We start from the raw sequence: 17,706 nt of genomic DNA, 5'->3' as shown, positions 1-17,706 counted from the left end.
GCCATGCACCTGCTCAGGACCCAGCCCGGCGGTTTCGTGTCGGATGACAACATTGCCGACCTTGGACAAACCCCCGCCGAGCTGGTGATCCTGTGCAGCGGCGACTCCAGCCTGGCGCTGCTCGCCGAAGCGGCGCAGCAACTGCCCGAGGATTACCCGAGCCTGCGCCTGGCCAATCCGATGCAGGTGCAGAATCACGCCTCGGTCGATCTGTATGTCGATGAGGTGCTGCGGCACGCCAAGGTCATCCTGATTTCGTTGCACGGCGGCATCGCCTACTGGCGTTATGGCGTCGAGCGTCTGGTGGAATTGTCCGAGCGCGGGGTGCAGGTGATTCTGGTACCGGGGGATGACCGTCCCGACCCGGAACTCAGTGACCTGAGCACCGTACCCGCCGAAGATCGCGACCGTCTCTGGCAGTTTTTGCGTCAGGGCGGCATGGGCAATGCGCTGGGCTTCTTCCATTGCCTGGCCAACCGCTGGCTGGCGCGCGACTACGCCTGGGGCGAGCCGCAAGCGTTGCCGCGCACGGCGATTTACCACCCACAGAAAAACACCGCCGCACTGAGCGACTGGCAAGCCGAATGGCTGCCCGGTCAACCGGTCGCGGCGGTGTTGTTTTATCGCTCGCATTTGCAAGCGGCGAACACCGCGTTCATTGATGTGTTCTGCCAGCGCTTGCAGGCGGCGGGGCTCAATCCGTTGCCGATCGCCGTCGCCAGCCTGAAAGAACCCGGCTGTCTGTCAGTGGTCGAGGACTGGCTGGATGAGGTCGAAGCTGCGGTGATCCTCAATACCACCGGCTTCGCGCAATCCAGCCCGGAAGCGCCGCACCTGCGGCCGTTCCGGCGCAATATTCCGGTGATTCAGGCGATCTGCGCCCAGGACAACGAGCCGGGCTGGCGCGACAGCGAGCAGGGTCTGGGGCCACGAGATCTGGCGATGCACATTGCCTTGCCGGAACTCGACGGGCGCATCATCAGCCGGCCGATCAGCTTCAAGGATCTGGCCTGGCGCAGCGAGCGCAGTCAGTCCGACGTAGTCTGCTACCGGGCGCAACCCGAGCGCATGGATTTCGTCGCTGAACTGGCCCGGCGCTGGAGCGATCTGGCGCGGCTGCCGAACGCTGAAAAACGCATCGCACTGATTCTCGCCAACTACCCGACCCGCGACGGTCGCATCGGCAATGGCGTCGGCCTCGACACGCCAGCGGCGGCGTTGAATATCCTGCGCGCGTTGCAGACCGACGGCTTTCCGTTGACCGCGGAGTTGCCGGACAGCGGCACCGCGTTGATCCAGCAATTACTCGGCGGGGTCAGCAACGACCTCGACAGCATCGACCTGCGCCCGTGTCAGCAAAGTCTGGCGATGGACGCCTACCTGGCGATGTTCAATGCGCTGCCCGAGGCCAATCGCGCGGCAGTGCTGGAACGCTGGGGCACGCCGCAAAACGACCCGATGTGCCGCGACGGGCGAATGATGATCGCCGGTCTGCGCTTCGGCCTGACCTTCGTCGGCATTCAGCCGGCGCGCGGTTATCAGGTCGATCCGAGTGCGGTGTATCACGACCCGGATCTGGTGCCGCCGCACGGCTATCTGGCGTTCTATTTCTGGCTGCGCAACACCTACGGCGCGCACGCGGTGATTCACGTCGGCAAGCACGGCAACCTCGAATGGCTGCCGGGCAAGGGCGTGGGGCTTTCGCAGAATTGCTGGCCGGACGCGCTGCTCGGGCCGCTGCCGAACATCTATCCGTTTATCGTCAACGACCCGGGCGAGGGCGCCCAGGCCAAACGGCGCACGCAAGCGGTGATCATCGACCACCTGATGCCGCCGCTGACCCGCGCCGAAACCTACGGCCCGTTGCGCAATCTGGAACTGTTGGCCGACGAATATTACGAGGCGCAACTGCTCGATCCGCGTCGTGCGCGAGAGCTGCAACGCGACATTCTGCAACTGGTGCGCGAGACGCAGATCGACCGCGAACTGCAACTCGACGCGGGCCTGGACAGTGATGCCGACGCCGCGATCTGGCTGCCGCGGCTGGACACCTACCTGTGTGATCTGAAGGAATCGCAGATTCGCGATGGCCTGCACATCTTTGGCGAATCGCCGACCGGACGTTTGCGTATCGATACCTTGCTGGCTTTGCTGCGCATTCCGCGTGGCGACGGCAAAGGCGCACAGTCGAGTCTGCTGCGGGCGTTGGCCAAGGCGTTTGAATTGAGCTTTGATCCGCTGGATTGCGCCCTTGCCGATCCATGGAGCGGCACGCGCCCAGCGGAGCTGCAAAGCGTCAGCGACGAAGTCTGGCGCAGCGCTGGCGATACCCGCGAACGCCTCGAACTGTTCGCTACTCAACTGATCGCCCAAGCACTACAAATCCCCTGTGGGAGCGAGCTTGCTCGCGAAAGCGGTGGGTCAGGTACATCAATGTCGACTGACACGACGCTTTCGCGAGCAAGCTCGCTCCCACAAGGGGCGTGTTGGGCTGAAGTGAGGGCGATCATTGAAAACCTGCGCGAAGTCATCGCCCCACGCCTCGACGCCTGCGGCCCCGCCGAAATGCGCGGTCTGCTCGACGCCCTCAACGGCCGCTTCGTCCCCGCCGGCCCAAGTGGCGCGCCCAGCCGTGGCCGTCTCGACGTGCTGCCCACCGGGCGCAACTTCTACTCGGTGGACGTGCGCAACCTGCCGACCACCACCGCGTGGCGCATCGGCTTCCAGTCCGCGACGTTGATTCTCGAGCGGCATTTGCAGGATCACGGCGATCACCTGCGTCAGCTCGGCCTGTCGGTGTGGGGCACTGCGACCATGCGCACCGGCGGTGATGACATCGCCCAGGCCATGGCGCTGATGGGCGTGCGCCCGGTGTGGGCCACCGGCAGTCAGCGCGTCGATGATTTCGAGATTCTGCCGCTGAGCCTGCTCGACCGGCCACGGGTCGACGTCACGCTGCGGGTCTCGGGCTTTTTCCGCGATGCCTTTGCCAACCTGATTCGTCTGTTCGACGCCGCCGTGCAAGCGGTAGCGACGCTGGACGAACCGGATGACCTCAACCCGCTGGCGGCGAAGGTGCGTGCCGAGCGCGAGGCGCTGTTGCAATCGGGGCTGGATGCCGACGCGGCGCGGCGTCAGGCCGGCTGGCGGATTTTCGGCGCCAAACCCGGTGCCTATGGCGCGGGCGTGCAGGGCGCCATCGACGGTCGCCTGTGGCAGAGTCGCGAGGATCTGGCCGAGGTCTACCTGAACTGGGGCGCCTACGCCTATGGCGGGGCGGATGAGGGCACCGCCGCCCGCGAACAGTTCGTCCAGCGCCTGAGCCAGGTGCAGGCGGTGTTGCAGAATCAGGACAATCGCGAGCACGACTTGCTCGATTCCAACGACTATTACCAGTTTCAGGGCGGCATGCTCGCGGCGGTGGAAACCCTGCGCGGGGAAGCGGCGGCGAGTTATCACGGCGATCACAGTCAGCCGGATCTGCCGAAAATCCGCACCCTGAAAGAAGAACTCAATCGGGTGATCCGCTCGCGGGCGGCCAATCCGAAGTGGATCGACGGGGTCAAACGTCACGGCTATAAAGGCGCGTTTGAACTGGCGGCGACAGTCGATAACCTGTTCGCCTTCGACGCCACCACGCAACTGATCGACGATCATCAATATGCGTTGCTGGCCGACGCCTATTTGCTCGACCCGACGACCCGGGATTTTGTTCGTGAACACAATCCGCATGCCCTGCGCGACATGACCGAACGCATGCTGGAAGCGCAGCAACGCGGGATGTGGCAGGAACCCGGCGTGTATAAAGAAGCACTGGAAAACCTGCTGCTGGATATAGAAGAAGACACCTGATGCACCGCAATCCCCTGTGGGCGCGAGCTTGCACGCGAAGGCGTCGTGTCAGACAGTATTTTTGTAGCTGGCACACCGCTTTCGCGAGCAGGCTCGCTCCCACAGGGATCAACGTGGCTCCCAGCGATTTTCGAAAGATCACCGACCATGACCGAGTATTGAAGATGACCGACATCCCGCATTTCCCGCTCTCCGCCGTGGTCGGCGCTGATGACTTGAAACTCGCGCTATACCTCACCGCCATCGACCCGAAAATCGGTGGCGTGCTGATCGAAGGCCCACGCGGAATGGCTAAATCGACTCTGGCCCGTGGCCTCGCCGATCTGCTGGCCAGCGGTCAGTTCGTCACCTTGCCACTGGGCGCCACCGAAGAACGTCTGGTCGGCACCCTCGATCTGGATGCCGCGCTGAGTGAAGGTCGTGCGCAGTTTTCTCCCGGCGTGCTGGGCAAGGCCGACGGCGGTGTGCTGTACGTCGATGAAGTGAATCTGTTGCCCGATCATCTGGTGGATCTGCTGCTGGATGTGGCGGCCAGCGGCACCAACCTGGTCGAGCGTGATGGCATCTCGCATCGGCATTCGGCACGGTTTGTGTTGATCGGCACAATGAACCCGGAAGAGGGCGAATTGCGCCCGCAGCTGCTGGATCGTTTTGGCCTGAACGTCGCCCTCAGCGGCCACACCGCGCCGACCGAACGCGGGCAGATCATCCGTCGCCGACTGGATTTCGACAGCGACCCGCAGGTGTTCTGCGCGCAGTGGGAAGCCGAGCAGCAAGCGCTGCGCGAACGCTGCGAACAGGCGCGCATCACCTTGGCGCGCATTGCGCTGGACGACGAGGCTTTGGCGAGCATCACCGAGCGCTGCTTTGCCGCCGGCGTCGATGGCTTGCGGGCCGATCTGGTCTGGCTGCGTGCGGCCCGAGCCCACGCGGCATGGCGCGGCGTCGAAGCCATTGCCGAGCAAGACATCGATGCGGTGGCGGAATTTGCCCTGCGCCATCGCCGTCGTGGGGCCACTTCGCCCAGCCCTCAACCATCTGCGCAGAACCAGACCAGCACCCAGGCCGAACCAAGCGATGGGCAGGGGCAGTGGGGCGACATGCCTGCTCCGGCGCTGGCGACTGGCGCACGCCGCGAAGTGCCGAGCTGGCCAAAAAAGTAACCGGCATTCGTCCCCGATCCGACGCGGGGGCGAATGCCAGACCCCGCGCCGGACGACTCGACTACGGACGCCAGGGCAAGCGCCACGCTGCGCGCAGCGGTCTGGTGAACTGGCCAGGGACGCTGCTAAACGGCCGGCCGCAAACCCGTGAGGACTTGCAGTTCCAGCTGCGTACGCGTGCTCCCCATGAGTTATGGCTGGTGATCGTCGATGCGTCGGCTTCGACGCGACGGCATCAGGCACTGAGCGATGCCAAGGGTTTGCTCGCGCAATTGTTTGATGATGCGTATCGACAAAGGGCGCGACTGGCCTTGCTGACCGCCAGTGGCAGCGCGCCGCAATGGCAGGTGCAAGGATTGAAGGCTTCAAGTGGCTTGCGCACCTGGCTGGAGACACTGGGCGCGGGCGGCGGCACGCCATTGGTGGCGGCGTTGACGCAGGCGCAGCAATGGCTGATGCAGCGACAAAAGCGCTTTCCGGCCGAGCAGCAGCGCTTGTTGCTGGTCACGGACGGACGTTTGAAAACCTTGCCGCCGCTGCTGCCGCTGGAGTGTCCGGGGTTGCTGATCGACATCGAGCGGGGGCCGATCCGTCTGGCGCGGGCGCGGGAATTGGCGGCGGTGCTGAATGCGGAATATCGGCATATCGATGATGTGTGAAGTCTGAGCGGGCCTCTTCGCGAGCAAGGTTGGTGAACACCGCTTGCTCTGTGGGAGCGAGCCTGCTCGCGAAGGTATCGCCTCGGACCATGCGGGATCACCAAAAACCGCAGCGCTGCTCTATGCTCCACCCAGCCCAATCACAAGGAGTGAATCATGCGGGTACTGGTCGCCAATTCTCAGGACGATTTTCGCGTCAAGGCCTACGCCGGCACCAACGGCGTGCTGCTCGCCATGGACTTGGCCGAATCCCGCCGTAATGGCTTGCTCGGGTTTGCCATCGAAAAGCAGCAGGGCGACAAACCGTGGTTGTTCCTGTTCAACAGCCTGACGTTTCCCGGCAAGGTTCACACGTTCCCGCAATATCACGCCACGCCCAGCGATAAGGCACCGCTGCAGAAATTCCGCTGGGCCGATTACGCCGTCAACCCGGGCACGACCCTGCACTATCGCGTGCACCTGGCCTACGGCACGGCGGACGCGCCGCTACTGGGCGAATCGCTCGCGCTGAGCATCACCAGCGACGACGGCCACCTGGCCAATCAGAGCGTGATCTTCAATCGCGCCGTGGCTGCCAGTCAGGCGTTTCAGCGCAAATTTCCCGACCTCGACGCACAGATCAGCGCCAACAAGAACCTGCCCATCGAAGCCTGGCCCGACGCGGCGCGCCTGTGGCTGGAGAACGGACTGCTGGCGCGATTGCTGAGCTTCAACGAGCAGGCTGTGGACGCGCAGTGGGCGTTGGACATTGCGATCTACGAGTATCAGTTGCAGGCGATCATTGATGCCGTGAACGCGGCATTCGCGCGAGGGGTGCAAGTGCGCGTGCTGTACCACGCCCAGCCTGATGATCCCGATACGACCCTGAATGAAGCGAACCTTGCCCAATTACCAGCGGCGAACAAGCGTGGCCGGGTCACTCACAACATTTTCCACGACAAATTCATCGTCCTCAGCCGGGTCGATGGCGTCGGTCAGCGTCAACCGAAGGCGGTGCTGTGCGGCAGCACCAATTTCACCGCCAATGGCGTGTATCGCCAGGCCAATGTGGTGCATACGCTTGATGACGTGACCATTGCCACGCGCTATTTGCAAACGTTCGAAGAGGTCTGGGCCAACCCCGCCGACGTTGCTGCGACGCGCAACTGGATCACCGAGCACAACCCGATGGATCCGACGCAGCCGCTGTTCGCCGGGTTCTCGCCACGCAGCGGTGGCGGCGATTTGCGTGAGTTTGTCGAGATCATCGAGGCCGCCAGCAAGGACGTGCTGTTTGTCACGGCATTCACCTTGCCGGACGCGATCCTCAATGCGTTGCTTGGCAAGCCCCATGACGACATCCTGCGTTACGGCCTGCAAAACACCGCGAGCCGCATTACCGGGTTTCATGCCGACCGCAGCGCCGAATTCGCCGCCACCGCCTTGCTCAACACCGGGCTGGAAGGCTGGCTGAAAGAAAACATGAAAGGTCAGAAGGGCAACCTGTTGGTGCACACCAAAGCGGTGGTCGTCGACTTCACCAGCGACAGGCCGACGATTATCAGCGGCAGCCACAACCTCAGCACTTCGGCCAGTCACGGCAATGACGAGAACTTCCTGATCATTCGCGGCGACACCGATCTGGCTGATCGTTACGGTCTGGAATTGCTGCGGTTTTATGAACATTACCGCTTCCGCTATTTCGCGAAAAAACTCGAGCTGAAGCAGGTGAGTCCGTTGGCGGTGGACGACAGTTGGACCAACGATTACTACGTGGAGGGGGATTTGCGCCAGTTGTCGCGGTTGCGCTTTGCCGGACGATGACAGACTCCTGTAGGAGCTGCCGCAGGGGGGCAGTGGTCAGTTGATACAGATTTTGAAATGATTTCGCTCTGTAGGAATTGTCGTCGGAGCCTGTACGCTCCAAGGCCATTTTTCATTCAGGATTTGCATGAACACCCTCTTGGAGCCTCCCAGTCGTACCTTCTCCTCGCGCCATGGCGCGGTCTTGACGCACTCGCAGCATCCGGTTTTCCGACACCCGTCTATCGTTGACAACGCAGCCTCAGAGCCTTCGCGTTGCACTTTGCCGTGCCCGGCAGCCTGAATTTACTGAAGAGAGATCGAGACATTTTATGGAATGGTTAGCGGATCCCACGGCCTGGTTAGGCTTGTTGACTCTGATCGTGCTGGAACTGGTGCTGGGTATCGACAACCTGGTGTTCATCGCGATTCTGGCGGACAAACTGCCGCCGCATCAGCGTGATCGTGCGCGGATCATCGGCCTGTCGCTGGCACTGATCATGCGTCTGGGCCTGTTGGCGAGCATTTCCTGGCTGGTGACCCTCACGCAGCCGTTGTTCGAAGTGTTCGGCAAGAGCTTCTCCGGCCGTGACCTGATCATGCTGTTTGGTGGTGTGTTCCTGCTGTTCAAGGCGACGATGGAGCTGCACGAACGGCTTGAAGGCCACGTCGGCCAGCGCTCGACCAACGCCGCTTACGCGCTGTTCTGGCCGATCGTGGCGCAGATCGTGGTGCTCGATGCGGTGTTCTCGTTGGACGCGGTAATCACCGCCGTCGGCATGGTCGACGAGTTGGCGGTGATGATGATCGCGGTGATCATTTCCATCGGCCTGATGATTGTGGCCAGCAAGCCGCTCACCCGCTTCGTCAATGCGCACCCGACGGTGATCATGCTGTGTCTGGGCTTCCTGATGATGATCGGTTTAGCCCTGACCGCCGAAGGCCTGGGCTTCCACATTCCGAAAGGCTATCTGTACGCGGCCATCGGCTTCTCGATCCTGATCGAGGTGTTCAACCAGATCGCCCGGGCCCGACGCAAACGTTCGATGCAAGGCCTGCGCCCGCTACGTGAGCGCACGGCACACGCGGTGATGCGCTTGCTGGGCGGACGCAAGCTGGAAGTGGAGGAGGTCGGCGAGGAAATTTCCGATCTGCTGGATGACGGCGAAGCCCCGAGTGCAGACCTGTTCGACCGGCGCGAGCGGGTGATGATCAGTGGCGTGCTGCAACTGGCCGAACGCCCGATTCGCAACCTGATGACCGTGCGCGCCGACGTTGACACCATCGATCTGGCCGACGACGCCGAAACGATCCGGACAAAACTGATGCACTCGTCCTATTCGCGTCTGCCGCTGATCCGCAACGGTGCCGTGGATGAACCGTTGGGCTTCGTGCACAAGAAGGAATTGCTCAAGGAGTACCTGAGCGGCATTGAGCCGAACCTGGAACATCTCGCACGCAAGACCATCAACCTGCTCGACAGCTATTCGATCCTCAATGCGCTGGAGCAGATGCGCGCAGCGTCGACCCACATTGCTTTTGTGGTCAACGAGTTTGGCGACTTCGTCGGCGTGCTGACCATGACCGACATCCTCGAATCGATTGCCGGCGAACTGCCCGATGCCAGCGAAATCGAAGGCCCGGATGTGATCGAAGAGCAGGGCGGGTTCATGGTCAACGGCGCTCTGAATCTGACGCGTGTGCGTGAACGTACCGGATTTGGTGCGCAGCCAACCGAGGATTATCAGACGTTGGCCGGGCTGGTGATGAGTCTGCTGGATCGCCTGCCGATGATCGGCGATCGCTTGCAGTACGAAGGCTGGCAGATGACCGTCAAAGCCGTTGAGGAACGACGGGTGACGCAGGTGTTGCTGGTGCGCGATTCTGCGTAAGGCAGCAGCCTTGCGCTGACGGTGCCGGCCCCTTCGCGGGCAAGCCCGCTCCCACAGTGCACGCGTCGTACACGGAATGTGTGAACAACGTTGACCCCTGTGGGAGCGGGCTTGCCCGCGAAAGCGATGTGTCAGACGCCGTAACGATTACGGCAAATGCACTGCCTCAAATCACCCGCCGATGCGCACGCGTGATTGTGCAGAGCCTGCTCAATGTGCGGCGCAACCACGGCAGGTCATGTCGTGGTTTCTGCTGCACCACCGGTGCCCTAGTCCTGCCAATATGCCGGGCAAAGTCCGCAGCCAGTGTTTCCTCTGTGCCGATGCCCTTGAGCTTCTTCAGCAACTTGCCGTTCTTGTAGAACAGCACCGTCGGCGTGCCGGTGACCAACGGATGGCGCGGCGACTCACGGGTATTGAGCATGTAGATATTCGCTCGCAGCCGATATGGCTCGGCAATTTCTCGAAACACCGGCCCGGCCCATTCGCAGGCAGGACAGTGTTCATTGGCGAAGTACAGGATCACCGGGCGCCAGGTTTTCAGGGCTTTGCGATAAACCGGGGCCAGATTGGAAATGGTATTGGCAGCGCTCATTGAGAACTCCTTTTCAACGACCTCGAAGGTTCGATGACGTTAAAGAAGGGTGAAGAACAGGTCTACTGTCAGAAATTACAGGTGGCCTGTGGATTCGCGAGATTTTTCCCACTTTTATGAAGGACCGGCCCGACACGAAGCCCAGAAATGTGGAATGTCGGGACGTGATACCTTTTTTCACTCAATAAAAGAGAAGGTGGGAATAAGCGATAGACGTCGAAGCCGTCTTGGAGTGCTAGCACCATTAACAGCACTCCAGGGAGCACCATCATGACTCACGTAGTTCTTTCCAATATCGTTGCGAGTATTTCTGAATTGAAAAGAAATCCCATGGGTACCGTGGCCGCCGGTGGCGGCCAGTCTGTTGCAATCCTCAATCGAAATGAGCCGGCGTTTTATTGTGTGCCCGCGAAGGAGTATGAGGCGATGATGAATCGTCTTGAGGACCTGGAACTGATCGCACTATGCAAGGAGCGAGAAAACGACCCAACCATTAAGCTCTCTATAGATGACCTATGAGCTGGAGTTTTCCGAGAAAGCGTGGAGAGAATGGAAAAAGCTTGATTCAGCATTACAGATCAGTTCAAAAGAAAGCTCGCTACACGTCTGGTCAACCCTCACGTTCCTGCCGATCGACTTCGAGGGTTGGGAAACGCTTACAAAATCAAGCTTCGCAGTGCTGGATACAGGCTGGTCTATCGCGTAAAGAACGAGGTTTTGGTTGTTACCGTGATTGCGGTAGGGAGAAGAGAGCGGGGAGAGGTTTACGACAAAGCCGCTAGCCGATAGATAAGGAGAGAGGGCGCGTTCAAACGCCAAACACATTTGCACCGAAATAGTCGTCGATGCTCCCATCTGGGAACCAGCTACTCGCGATTTGTAGCCTAAAGTAGCGCAGCCCATCAGTACATTCATGTAACACCATTCCTCGCATTTCCCGCATCCTGTTGATTCCAAAAACATTTCAACTCAGCGCAGATTCCCTTTGAATCCTGTGGCACACTTTCTGCTGTCTATTCCGTAGTAACAAACCGTATTCCGGTATAGCGGAATAAACATCATCCTGGAGTGCTTGCCATGCATCGCCGTCCTTCGTTGTTCAAAGCGTGTGTTTTTGTTCTTGCGGCTTCGTCCGCTGCCATGGGCATGGCCCAGGCAGCCGACAGCAAACTCGACAGTGTTCTGGCCCGGGGCAAGCTGATTGTCGGCACCGGCAGCACCAATGCGCCGTGGCACTTTCAGGGTGCGGACGGCAAGTTGCAGGGCTTTGATATCGACATCGCCAGGATGGTGGCCAAGGGTTTGTTCAATGACCCGAACAAGGTCGAGTTCGTCGTGCAGTCGTCCGATGCGCGGATTCCCAACCTGCTGACCGACAAGGTCGACATGAGCTGCCAGTTCATCACCGTCACCGCCAGCCGTGCGCAGCAAGTGGCGTTCACTTTGCCGTACTACCGCGAAGGCGTCGGCCTGCTACTGCCGGCCAACAGCAAGTACAAGGAAATCGAAGACCTGCAGGCTGCCGGTGACAGCGTCACGGTGGCCGTGCTGCAAAACGTCTATGCCGAAGAACTGGTGCACCAGGCGCTGCCCAAGGCCAAGGTCGATCAGTACGACAGCGTTGATCTGATGTATCAGGCGGTGAACTCCGGCCGTGCCGATGCCGCCGCTACCGATCAGTCGTCGGTCAAATACCTGATGGTGCAGAACCCTGGCCGCTACCGCAGCCCGACCTACGCGTGGAGCCCGCAGACCTACGCCTGCGCGGTCAAGCGCGGCGATCAGGATTGGCTGAACTTCGTCAACACCACGCTGCATGAAGCCATGACCGGCGTTGAGTTCCCGACTTACGCGGCATCCTTCAAGCAATGGTTCGGTGTCGACCTGCCGTCGCCTGCGATCGGTTTCCCTGTCGAATTCAAATGATCCCGTGAGAGTGGGGCGATACAAATCGCCCCGCTCAAGGTACTGCTGACCATGAACTATCAGTTGAACTTTGCTGCCGTGTGGCGCGATTTCGACACCTTGCTGGCGGGGCTCGGTCTGGGTCTTGAACTGGCGTTGGTGTCGATTGCCATCGGCTGCGTGATCGGCCTGCTGATGGCGTTTGCCTTGCTCTCGAAGCATCGCGCCTTGCGGGTGCTGGCCTCGGTGTACGTCACGGTGGTGCGGAATACGCCGATTCTGGTGTTGATTCTGTTGATCTACTTCGCCTTGCCGAGCCTGGGGATCCGTCTGGACAAGATCCCGTCGTTCATCATCACGTTGTCGCTGTATGCCGGTGCCTATCTGACCGAGGTGTTCCGTGGCGGCTTGCTGAGCATCCCCAAAGGCCAGCGTGAAGCGGGGCTGGCGATCGGACTCGGTGAATGGCAGGTCAAAGCCTACGTGACCGTGCCGGTCATGCTGCGCAACGTGTTGCCGGCGCTGTCGAACAACTTCATTTCGCTGTTCAAGGACACCTCGCTGGCCGCCGCGATTGCAGTGCCGGAGCTGACCTACTACGCGCGCAAGATCAACGTCGAAAGCTACCGGGTGATCGAAACCTGGCTGGTGACCACGGCGTTGTATGTCGCGGCCTGTTACCTCATTGCCATGCTGCTGCGTTACCTCGAGCAGCGTCTGGCAATCCGCCGATAGGAGGCTGCGATGTACGAATCCCCCAGTTGGTTACATGAGTTGTGGGTCGCTCGCGAGACCTTGTTGCAAGGGTTTCTGACCAGTGTGCAGGTGTCGGCGCTGGCGATTCTGTTCGGCACGCTGCTCGGCGTCGTCGCCGGTCTGGTGCTGACTTACGGCAAGTTCTGGATGCGCGCGCCGTTTCGTTTTTACGTTGACCTGATTCGCGGTACGCCGGTGTTTGTGTTGGTGCTGGCCTGCTTCTACATGGCGCCGGCGCTCGGTTGGCAGATCAGCGCGTTTCAGGCCGGTGCGCTGGGTCTCACGCTGTTTTGCGGCTCGCACGTTGCCGAGATCGTGCGCGGTGCCTTGCAGGCCTTGCCGCGTGGGCAGATGGAAGCGAGCAAGGCGATTGGCCTGACGTTCTATCAGTCCCTCGGTTATGTGTTGCTGCCACAAGCGCTGCGGCAGATCCTGCCGACCTGGGTCAACTCGTCCACCGAAATCGTCAAGGCGTCGACCTTGCTCTCGGTGATCGGCGTCGCCGAACTGCTGCTCAGCACCCAACAGATCATCGCCCGGACCTTCATGACTCTGGAGTTCTACCTGTTCGCCGGTTTTCTGTTCTTCGTCATCAACTACGGCATCGAATTACTCGGCCGGCACATTGAAAAGCGGGTGGCCCTGCCATGACTCAAGCTCAAGTTTCCAACGTTTCAAATGGCCAGCCACTGCTGGATATCCGTGGCCTGCACAAACAGTACGGCGCAGTCGAAGTGCTCAAGGGCGTCGATCTGAGCATGCAGCGTGGCAACGTCGTGACGCTGATCGGCTCCAGCGGTTCGGGCAAGACCACCTTGCTGCGCTGCGTGAACATGCTCGAAGAGTTCCAGGGCGGGCAGATCCTGCTCGACGGCGAGTCCATCGGCTATGACGAGGTCGGCGGTAAACGTGTGCGCCACGCGGAAAAAGTCATTGCCCGCCATCGCGCCATGACCGGCATGGCCTTCCAGCAATTCAATCTGTTCCCGCATCTGACAGCCTTGCAGAACGTCACCCTCGGTCTGCTCAAGGTGAAAAAAATGCACAAGGACCAAGCCGTCGCGCTGGCCGAGAAATGGCTGGAGCGAGTCGGCCTGCTGGAGCGGCGCAATCACTTTCCCGGGCAGTTGTCCGGCGGTCAGCAACAGCGCGTGGCGATTGCCCGGGCGATTGCGATGAACCCGAGCCTGATGCTGTTCGACGAAGTCACCTCGGCCCTCGATCCGGAGCTGGTCGGTGAAGTGTTGAACGTGATCAAGGGACTGGCCGAAGACGGCATGACCATGCTGCTGGTGACCCACGAAATGCGTTTCGCCTTCGAGGTCTCCGACAAGATTGTTTTCATGAATCAGGGGCGGATCGAAGAGCAGGGGCCTCCCAAGGAGCTGTTCGAACGCCCGCAATCGCCGCGTCTGGCTGAGTTTCTCAAGAGCACGCGGTTCTAATTTTTGCTTTGTAATCAGGAGAATTACCCATGAGCATTACTCGATACGGCACCGGCAGCACGGCCGCTGGCGGTCAGCCACGTCCTTTCGCACGCGCCGTTGAAGCGGACGGCTGGCTGCACGTGTCCGGCCAGGTGCCGGCAGTGGATGGCGAGATCATCGTTGGCGGCATCGTCGAGCAGACCCACCAGACCATGAAGAACCTGATCGCGATTCTCGAGGAGGCCGGTTATGGCCTGGAGGATGTGGTGCGGGCCGGGGTGTGGCTGGACGATCCCCGGGATTTCAGCAGTTTCAACAAGGTTTTCGGCGAGTACTTCAAGCCTGAACATGCCCCGGCGCGGGCCTGTGTGCAGGCGAGCATGATGGTCGATTGCAAGGTCGAGATCGATTGCATCGCGTACAAGAAAAAGGCCTGATTGTCGTCGGCTCTTGTAGGAGCTGCCGAAGGCTGCGATCTTTTGGCAATTTTGGATGCACCACGAAGGCAAGATCAAAAGATCGCAGCCTGCGGCAGCTCCTACAGAGGCATTTTGAGTGAGTACTGACATGACCGAAGACACCATCAAACGCCGGGCCCGTGGTCTGGACCGGGCGTTCGATATCCTCGATTTCCTCAAGGAGATCGGCCAGCCGCTGCGTCCGAATGACATCGCCAACGGTATCGGCAGCCCGAAATCCACGGTCTACGAACTGGTGGCGTCGTTGCTGGAGCGACGGATTCTGGAGCCGGTGGGCAAGGACGGGCACGTCTATCTCGGTCGTCAGTTGTACTTCCTCGGGCAGGCGCACCTGCGCCATTTCGACCTCAGTCGCGAGGCCGATCATGCCTTGCAGGACATCGTCAGCCAGACCCGGGAAACCGCGCAGATGTGCCTGCTCAACGGGCGCAAATACACGGTGGCGTTGATGAAGGAGGGCGAGCGGCATTTCCGCATTTCGTCCGACATCGGCGAAAACGCGCCGATCCCGTGGACTGCATCCGGACGCCTGTTGCTGGCGCATTTGAGCGACCAACAGATCATCGACCTGATCGACGAAGACGACTACATCCTGCCCGACGGCGAACGACTGCCGCTGGAGCGCTTTCTGGCGGAAATTCGGCAGGCCGGGATCGACGGTTTCTTCTCCTTCGACAGCGTGGCCGACACCTTCACCCATTGCTTCGCTGCGCCGGTCAAAGACCCCAGTGGCGTGGCCATCTGCACCCTGTGCATCGTCGCCCCACGGGCCGATGCGAAAAACAATTACGACGACTATCGCCGGGTGCTGATCGAGAGCGCCAACAGCCTCGCCCGGCGTATCAACGAATAACCGCGGCGGCCTGCGGCCGCGACTGAATGCGAGGAGTTTGACCATGACGACTGCCATCAATACCGCTGTGGAAAAGGGCGCCGCTGCCATTGGCGCGCACCTTGTGCGTGACGTCAGCCTGCCGGCGCTGGTGCTGCACCGCGAGGCGCTGGAGCACAACATTCGCTGGATGCAGACGTTCGTCAGCGACAGCGGCGCCGAACTCGCGCCCCACGGCAAAACCAGCATGACCCCGGCGCTGTTCCAGCGTCAGCTCGACGCCGGCGCGTGGGGCATCACCCTCGCCAGCGCCACGCAGACCCGCGCGGCGTATGCCCACGGCGTGCGGCGGGTGTTGATGGCCAACCAACTGGTCGGCACGCCGAACATGGCGCTGATTGCCGATCTGCTGGCCGATGCGGATTTCGATTTCTACTGCATGGTCGATCACCCGGACAACGTCGCCGATCTGGGCGCCTACTTCGCTTCGCGCGGCGTGAAGTTGAACGTGATGATCGAGTACGGCGTGGTCGGTGGCCGTTGCGGTTGCCGCAGCGAGCAGGAAGTCATCGCACTGGCCCAAGCGATCAACGCGCAACCGGCGCTGGCCCTGACCGGCATCGAAGGTTACGAAGGGGTGATCCACGGTGATCACGCGGTCAGCGGCATTCGCGAATTTGCTGCGTCGCTGGTGCGGCTGGCGGTGCAGTTGCAGGACAGCGGCGCGTTTGCCATTGCCAAGCCAATCATCACTGCCTCGGGTTCGGCGTGGTACGACCTGATCGCCGAGTCGTTTGAGACGCAGAATGCGAGCGGACGCTTCCTCAGCGTGCTGCGCCCGGGCAGTTATGTCGCCCATGACCATGGCATCTACAAGGATGCGCAATGCTGCGTGCTGGATCGTCGCAGTGATCTGCACGAAGGCCTGCGTCCGGCGCTGGAAGTCTGGGCCCACGTGCAATCGCTGCCGGAACCGGGTTTTGCGGTGATCGCCCTCGGCAAGCGCGACGTGGCATTCGATGCCGGTTTGCCGGTGCCGTTGCTGCGTTACAAGGCCGGCGTTGTGCCGGCGGTCGGCGACGATGTCGGCACGTGCAAGGTGACGGCGGTGATGGACCAGCATGCGTTCATGAGTGTGGCGCCCGGGGTTGAGTTGCGGGTCGGCGATATCATTTCCTTCGGCACCTCGCACCCGTGTCTGACCTTCGACAAGTGGCGGGTGGGGTTGTTGGTGGATGAGCAGTTAGCGGTGGTCGAGAACATGGGGACTTGTTTCTAAGGCTTGAGACCGCGTTGCGGCGATTCGCTGGCAAGCCAGCTCCCACAGGAATCTCATGAGTTGTGAAGATTGTGTGGGAGCTGGCTTGCCAGCGAAGAGGCCAGATCAAACACCACCGAATCAGCAGAGACGCCACCCGATGACCACCCTCAGCCCCCTGGGCCCGAACACCCCGCGCATCGCCCTGATCGGCGAATGCATGATCGAACTCCAGCACCGCGCCGACGGCAGCCTGCAGCAAAGCTTCGGCGGCGATACGTTGAACACGGCGGTGTACCTGTCCCGCGCCCTCGGCGACAACGCCCAGGTCGATTACGTCACCGCGCTGGGCGACGACAGCTTCAGCGATGCCATGTGCCAGAGCTGGGCCGATGAAGGCATTGGCCTCGACATGGTGCAGCGTCTGCCCGGTCGATTGCCGGGCCTGTACTGCATCCAGACCGACGCCAACGGCGAGCGACGTTTCCTCTACTGGCGCAATGAGGCGGCGGTGCGCGATTGCTTTACCACTCCGGCGGCGGAGCCGATTCTTGCAGCGCTGCCGGATTACGACGTGCTGTATTTCAGCGGCATCACCCTCGCTGTGCTTGGCGCCAAGGGCCGTGAGCGTTTGATCCAGACCCTCATCGAAGCCCGGCAGCGCGATGCGCGGATCGTCTTCGATAACAACTATCGGCCACGTTTGTGGGCGTCACAGGAAGAGGCGCGGGCGGCCTATCGCAGTGTGTTGCCGCATGTCGATCTGGCATTGCTGACCGTCGATGACGAGCAGGCACTGTTCCATTTTGCCGATTGCGACACGGTGTTTGAGGCGTACGCGCAGATCGGCACGCCGGAAGTGGTGCTCAAACGTGGCGCCGAGGCGTGCCTGATTCGTTGTGATGGCGAGGCGTTCGAAGTGCCGGCGCAGAAGGTCGAGAAGGTCGTGGATACTACGGCGGCGGGGGATTCGTTCAGTGCGGCGTATCTGGCCAGGCGGTTGTCGGGTGGCAGTCCGGTCGAGGCGGCGCAGGCGGGGCATTGGCTGGCAAGTCGGGTCATCCAGTTCCCGGGAGCGTTAATCTCTAAGGGCTGACAACTATCCC

General features: G+C 61.1%; 15 protein-coding genes and 1 pseudogene. 15 read left to right on the top strand and 1 reads right to left on the bottom strand.

Annotated elements, in window-relative coordinates; translation table 11 throughout:
* Positions 1-3: 3 nt before the first annotated feature.
* The 5 genes from cobN (at position 4) to AC193Q_RS07760 (ending at position 9,348) form a co-directional block, all read left to right on the top strand.
* Complete coding sequence (gene cobN / locus AC193Q_RS07780) at positions 4-3,852, top strand: cobaltochelatase subunit CobN (protein WP_121185791.1); 3,849 nt, start codon at positions 4-6, stop codon at positions 3,850-3,852.
* Between the two features lie 164 nt (positions 3,853-4,016).
* Positions 4,017-5,015 carry a magnesium chelatase ATPase subunit I gene (locus AC193Q_RS07775; RefSeq protein ID WP_483879396.1) on the top strand — a complete coding sequence of 333 codons (999 nt, stop codon included), beginning with the start codon at positions 4,017-4,019 and terminating at the stop codon, positions 5,013-5,015.
* On the top strand, positions 4,943-5,674 hold the full coding sequence (locus tag AC193Q_RS07770) for a vWA domain-containing protein (RefSeq protein ID WP_483879395.1): 732 nt from the start codon (positions 4,943-4,945) through the stop codon (positions 5,672-5,674). Before AC193Q_RS07775 ends, AC193Q_RS07770 begins: the two co-directional genes overlap by 73 nt.
* A gap of 156 nt (positions 5,675-5,830) precedes the next feature.
* On the top strand, positions 5,831-7,477 hold the full coding sequence (locus AC193Q_RS07765; protein ID WP_121185787.1) for a phospholipase D-like domain-containing protein: 1,647 nt from the start codon (positions 5,831-5,833) through the stop codon (positions 7,475-7,477).
* 311 nt (positions 7,478-7,788) lie between these two features.
* Entirely contained in the window at positions 7,789-9,348 is a 1,560-nt protein-coding gene (locus AC193Q_RS07760) for a TerC family protein (RefSeq protein ID WP_483879394.1), read from the top strand.
* Between the two features lie 166 nt (positions 9,349-9,514).
* Here the strand turns inward: AC193Q_RS07760 and AC193Q_RS07755 are convergent, their stop codons facing one another.
* A complete protein-coding gene (locus AC193Q_RS07755; RefSeq protein WP_121185783.1) occupies positions 9,515-9,943 on the bottom strand; it encodes a thioredoxin domain-containing protein in 429 nt (142 codons plus the stop codon).
* A 270-nt stretch (positions 9,944-10,213) separates the two neighbouring features.
* On the opposite strand from AC193Q_RS07755, the gene AC193Q_RS07750 reads away from it, so the two are divergent.
* The 10 genes and pseudogenes from AC193Q_RS07750 to AC193Q_RS07705 all read left to right on the top strand — a co-directional run bounded on the left by AC193Q_RS07750 (position 10,214) and on the right by AC193Q_RS07705 (position 17,696).
* Entirely contained in the window at positions 10,214-10,462 is a 249-nt protein-coding gene (locus AC193Q_RS07750) for a type II toxin-antitoxin system Phd/YefM family antitoxin (RefSeq protein WP_121185781.1), read from the top strand.
* Positions 10,452-10,732, top strand: a pseudogene (locus AC193Q_RS07745) (type II toxin-antitoxin system RelE family toxin). Before AC193Q_RS07750 ends, AC193Q_RS07745 begins: the two are co-directional and overlap by 11 nt.
* Before the next feature lie 288 nt (positions 10,733-11,020).
* Positions 11,021-11,869, top strand: coding sequence for a transporter substrate-binding protein (locus tag AC193Q_RS07740; RefSeq protein WP_041064599.1), 849 nt, complete (start codon positions 11,021-11,023; stop codon positions 11,867-11,869).
* Between the two features lie 51 nt (positions 11,870-11,920).
* On the top strand, positions 11,921-12,583 hold the full coding sequence (locus AC193Q_RS07735; protein ID WP_003225455.1) for an amino acid ABC transporter permease: 663 nt from the start codon (positions 11,921-11,923) through the stop codon (positions 12,581-12,583).
* Positions 12,584-12,592: 9 nt separating this feature from the next.
* A complete protein-coding gene (locus tag AC193Q_RS07730; RefSeq protein WP_041064595.1) occupies positions 12,593-13,255 on the top strand; it encodes an amino acid ABC transporter permease in 663 nt (220 codons plus the stop codon).
* Positions 13,252-14,049: an amino acid ABC transporter ATP-binding protein gene (locus tag AC193Q_RS07725; RefSeq protein ID WP_041064592.1), complete on the top strand. Its 798-nt coding sequence runs from the start codon at positions 13,252-13,254 to the stop codon at positions 14,047-14,049. The genes AC193Q_RS07730 and AC193Q_RS07725 overlap by 4 nt, the downstream gene beginning before the upstream one ends.
* A 29-nt stretch (positions 14,050-14,078) precedes the next feature.
* Positions 14,079-14,468 carry a RidA family protein gene (locus AC193Q_RS07720; protein WP_007912330.1) on the top strand — a complete coding sequence of 130 codons (390 nt, stop codon included), beginning with the start codon at positions 14,079-14,081 and terminating at the stop codon, positions 14,466-14,468.
* Positions 14,469-14,598: 130 nt separating this feature from the next.
* Positions 14,599-15,363, top strand: a complete 765-nt coding sequence (locus tag AC193Q_RS07715; RefSeq protein ID WP_047294799.1) for an IclR family transcriptional regulator — start codon at positions 14,599-14,601, stop codon at positions 15,361-15,363.
* Between the two features lie 43 nt (positions 15,364-15,406).
* On the top strand, positions 15,407-16,621 hold the full coding sequence (locus AC193Q_RS07710; RefSeq protein WP_121185778.1) for an amino acid deaminase: 1,215 nt from the start codon (positions 15,407-15,409) through the stop codon (positions 16,619-16,621).
* Between the two features lie 139 nt (positions 16,622-16,760).
* The gene (locus AC193Q_RS07705) at positions 16,761-17,696 is read left to right on the top strand and encodes a sugar kinase (RefSeq protein WP_121185776.1); all 936 of its coding nucleotides are present in this window, start codon (positions 16,761-16,763) and stop codon (positions 17,694-17,696) included.
* Positions 17,697-17,706 lie beyond the last annotated feature (10 nt).

The organism is Pseudomonas sp. F2 (genome assembly GCF_057174385.1).
Note: the sequence above shows the minus strand (reverse complement) of the source record. Positions and strands in the feature narration are given on the sequence as shown.

Bases quoted from the DNA above. Each gene is read 5' to 3' on its own strand.
- AC193Q_RS07765 (WP_121185787.1), top strand. From the start codon at position 5,831: ATGCGGGTACTGGTCGCCAATTCTCAGGACGATTTTCGCGTCAAGGCC.
- AC193Q_RS07720 (WP_007912330.1), top strand. From the start codon at position 14,079: ATGAGCATTACTCGATACGGCACCGGCAGCACGGCCGCTGGCGGTCAG.
- AC193Q_RS07740 (WP_041064599.1), top strand. From the start codon at position 11,021: ATGCATCGCCGTCCTTCGTTGTTCAAAGCGTGTGTTTTTGTTCTTGCG.
- AC193Q_RS07705 (WP_121185776.1), top strand. From the start codon at position 16,761: ATGACCACCCTCAGCCCCCTGGGCCCGAACACCCCGCGCATCGCCCTG.
- AC193Q_RS07750 (WP_121185781.1), top strand. From the start codon at position 10,214: ATGACTCACGTAGTTCTTTCCAATATCGTTGCGAGTATTTCTGAATTG.
- AC193Q_RS07730 (WP_041064595.1), top strand. From the start codon at position 12,593: ATGTACGAATCCCCCAGTTGGTTACATGAGTTGTGGGTCGCTCGCGAG.
- AC193Q_RS07755 (WP_121185783.1), bottom strand. From the start codon at position 9,943: ATGAGCGCTGCCAATACCATTTCCAATCTGGCCCCGGTTTATCGCAAA.
- AC193Q_RS07775 (WP_483879396.1), top strand. From the start codon at position 4,017: ATGACCGACATCCCGCATTTCCCGCTCTCCGCCGTGGTCGGCGCTGAT.
- AC193Q_RS07710 (WP_121185778.1), top strand. From the start codon at position 15,407: ATGACGACTGCCATCAATACCGCTGTGGAAAAGGGCGCCGCTGCCATT.
- AC193Q_RS07735 (WP_003225455.1), top strand. From the start codon at position 11,921: ATGAACTATCAGTTGAACTTTGCTGCCGTGTGGCGCGATTTCGACACC.
- AC193Q_RS07715 (WP_047294799.1), top strand. From the start codon at position 14,599: ATGACCGAAGACACCATCAAACGCCGGGCCCGTGGTCTGGACCGGGCG.
- AC193Q_RS07760 (WP_483879394.1), top strand. From the start codon at position 7,789: ATGGAATGGTTAGCGGATCCCACGGCCTGGTTAGGCTTGTTGACTCTG.
- AC193Q_RS07725 (WP_041064592.1), top strand. From the start codon at position 13,252: ATGACTCAAGCTCAAGTTTCCAACGTTTCAAATGGCCAGCCACTGCTG.
- cobN (WP_121185791.1), top strand. From the start codon at position 4: ATGCACCTGCTCAGGACCCAGCCCGGCGGTTTCGTGTCGGATGACAAC.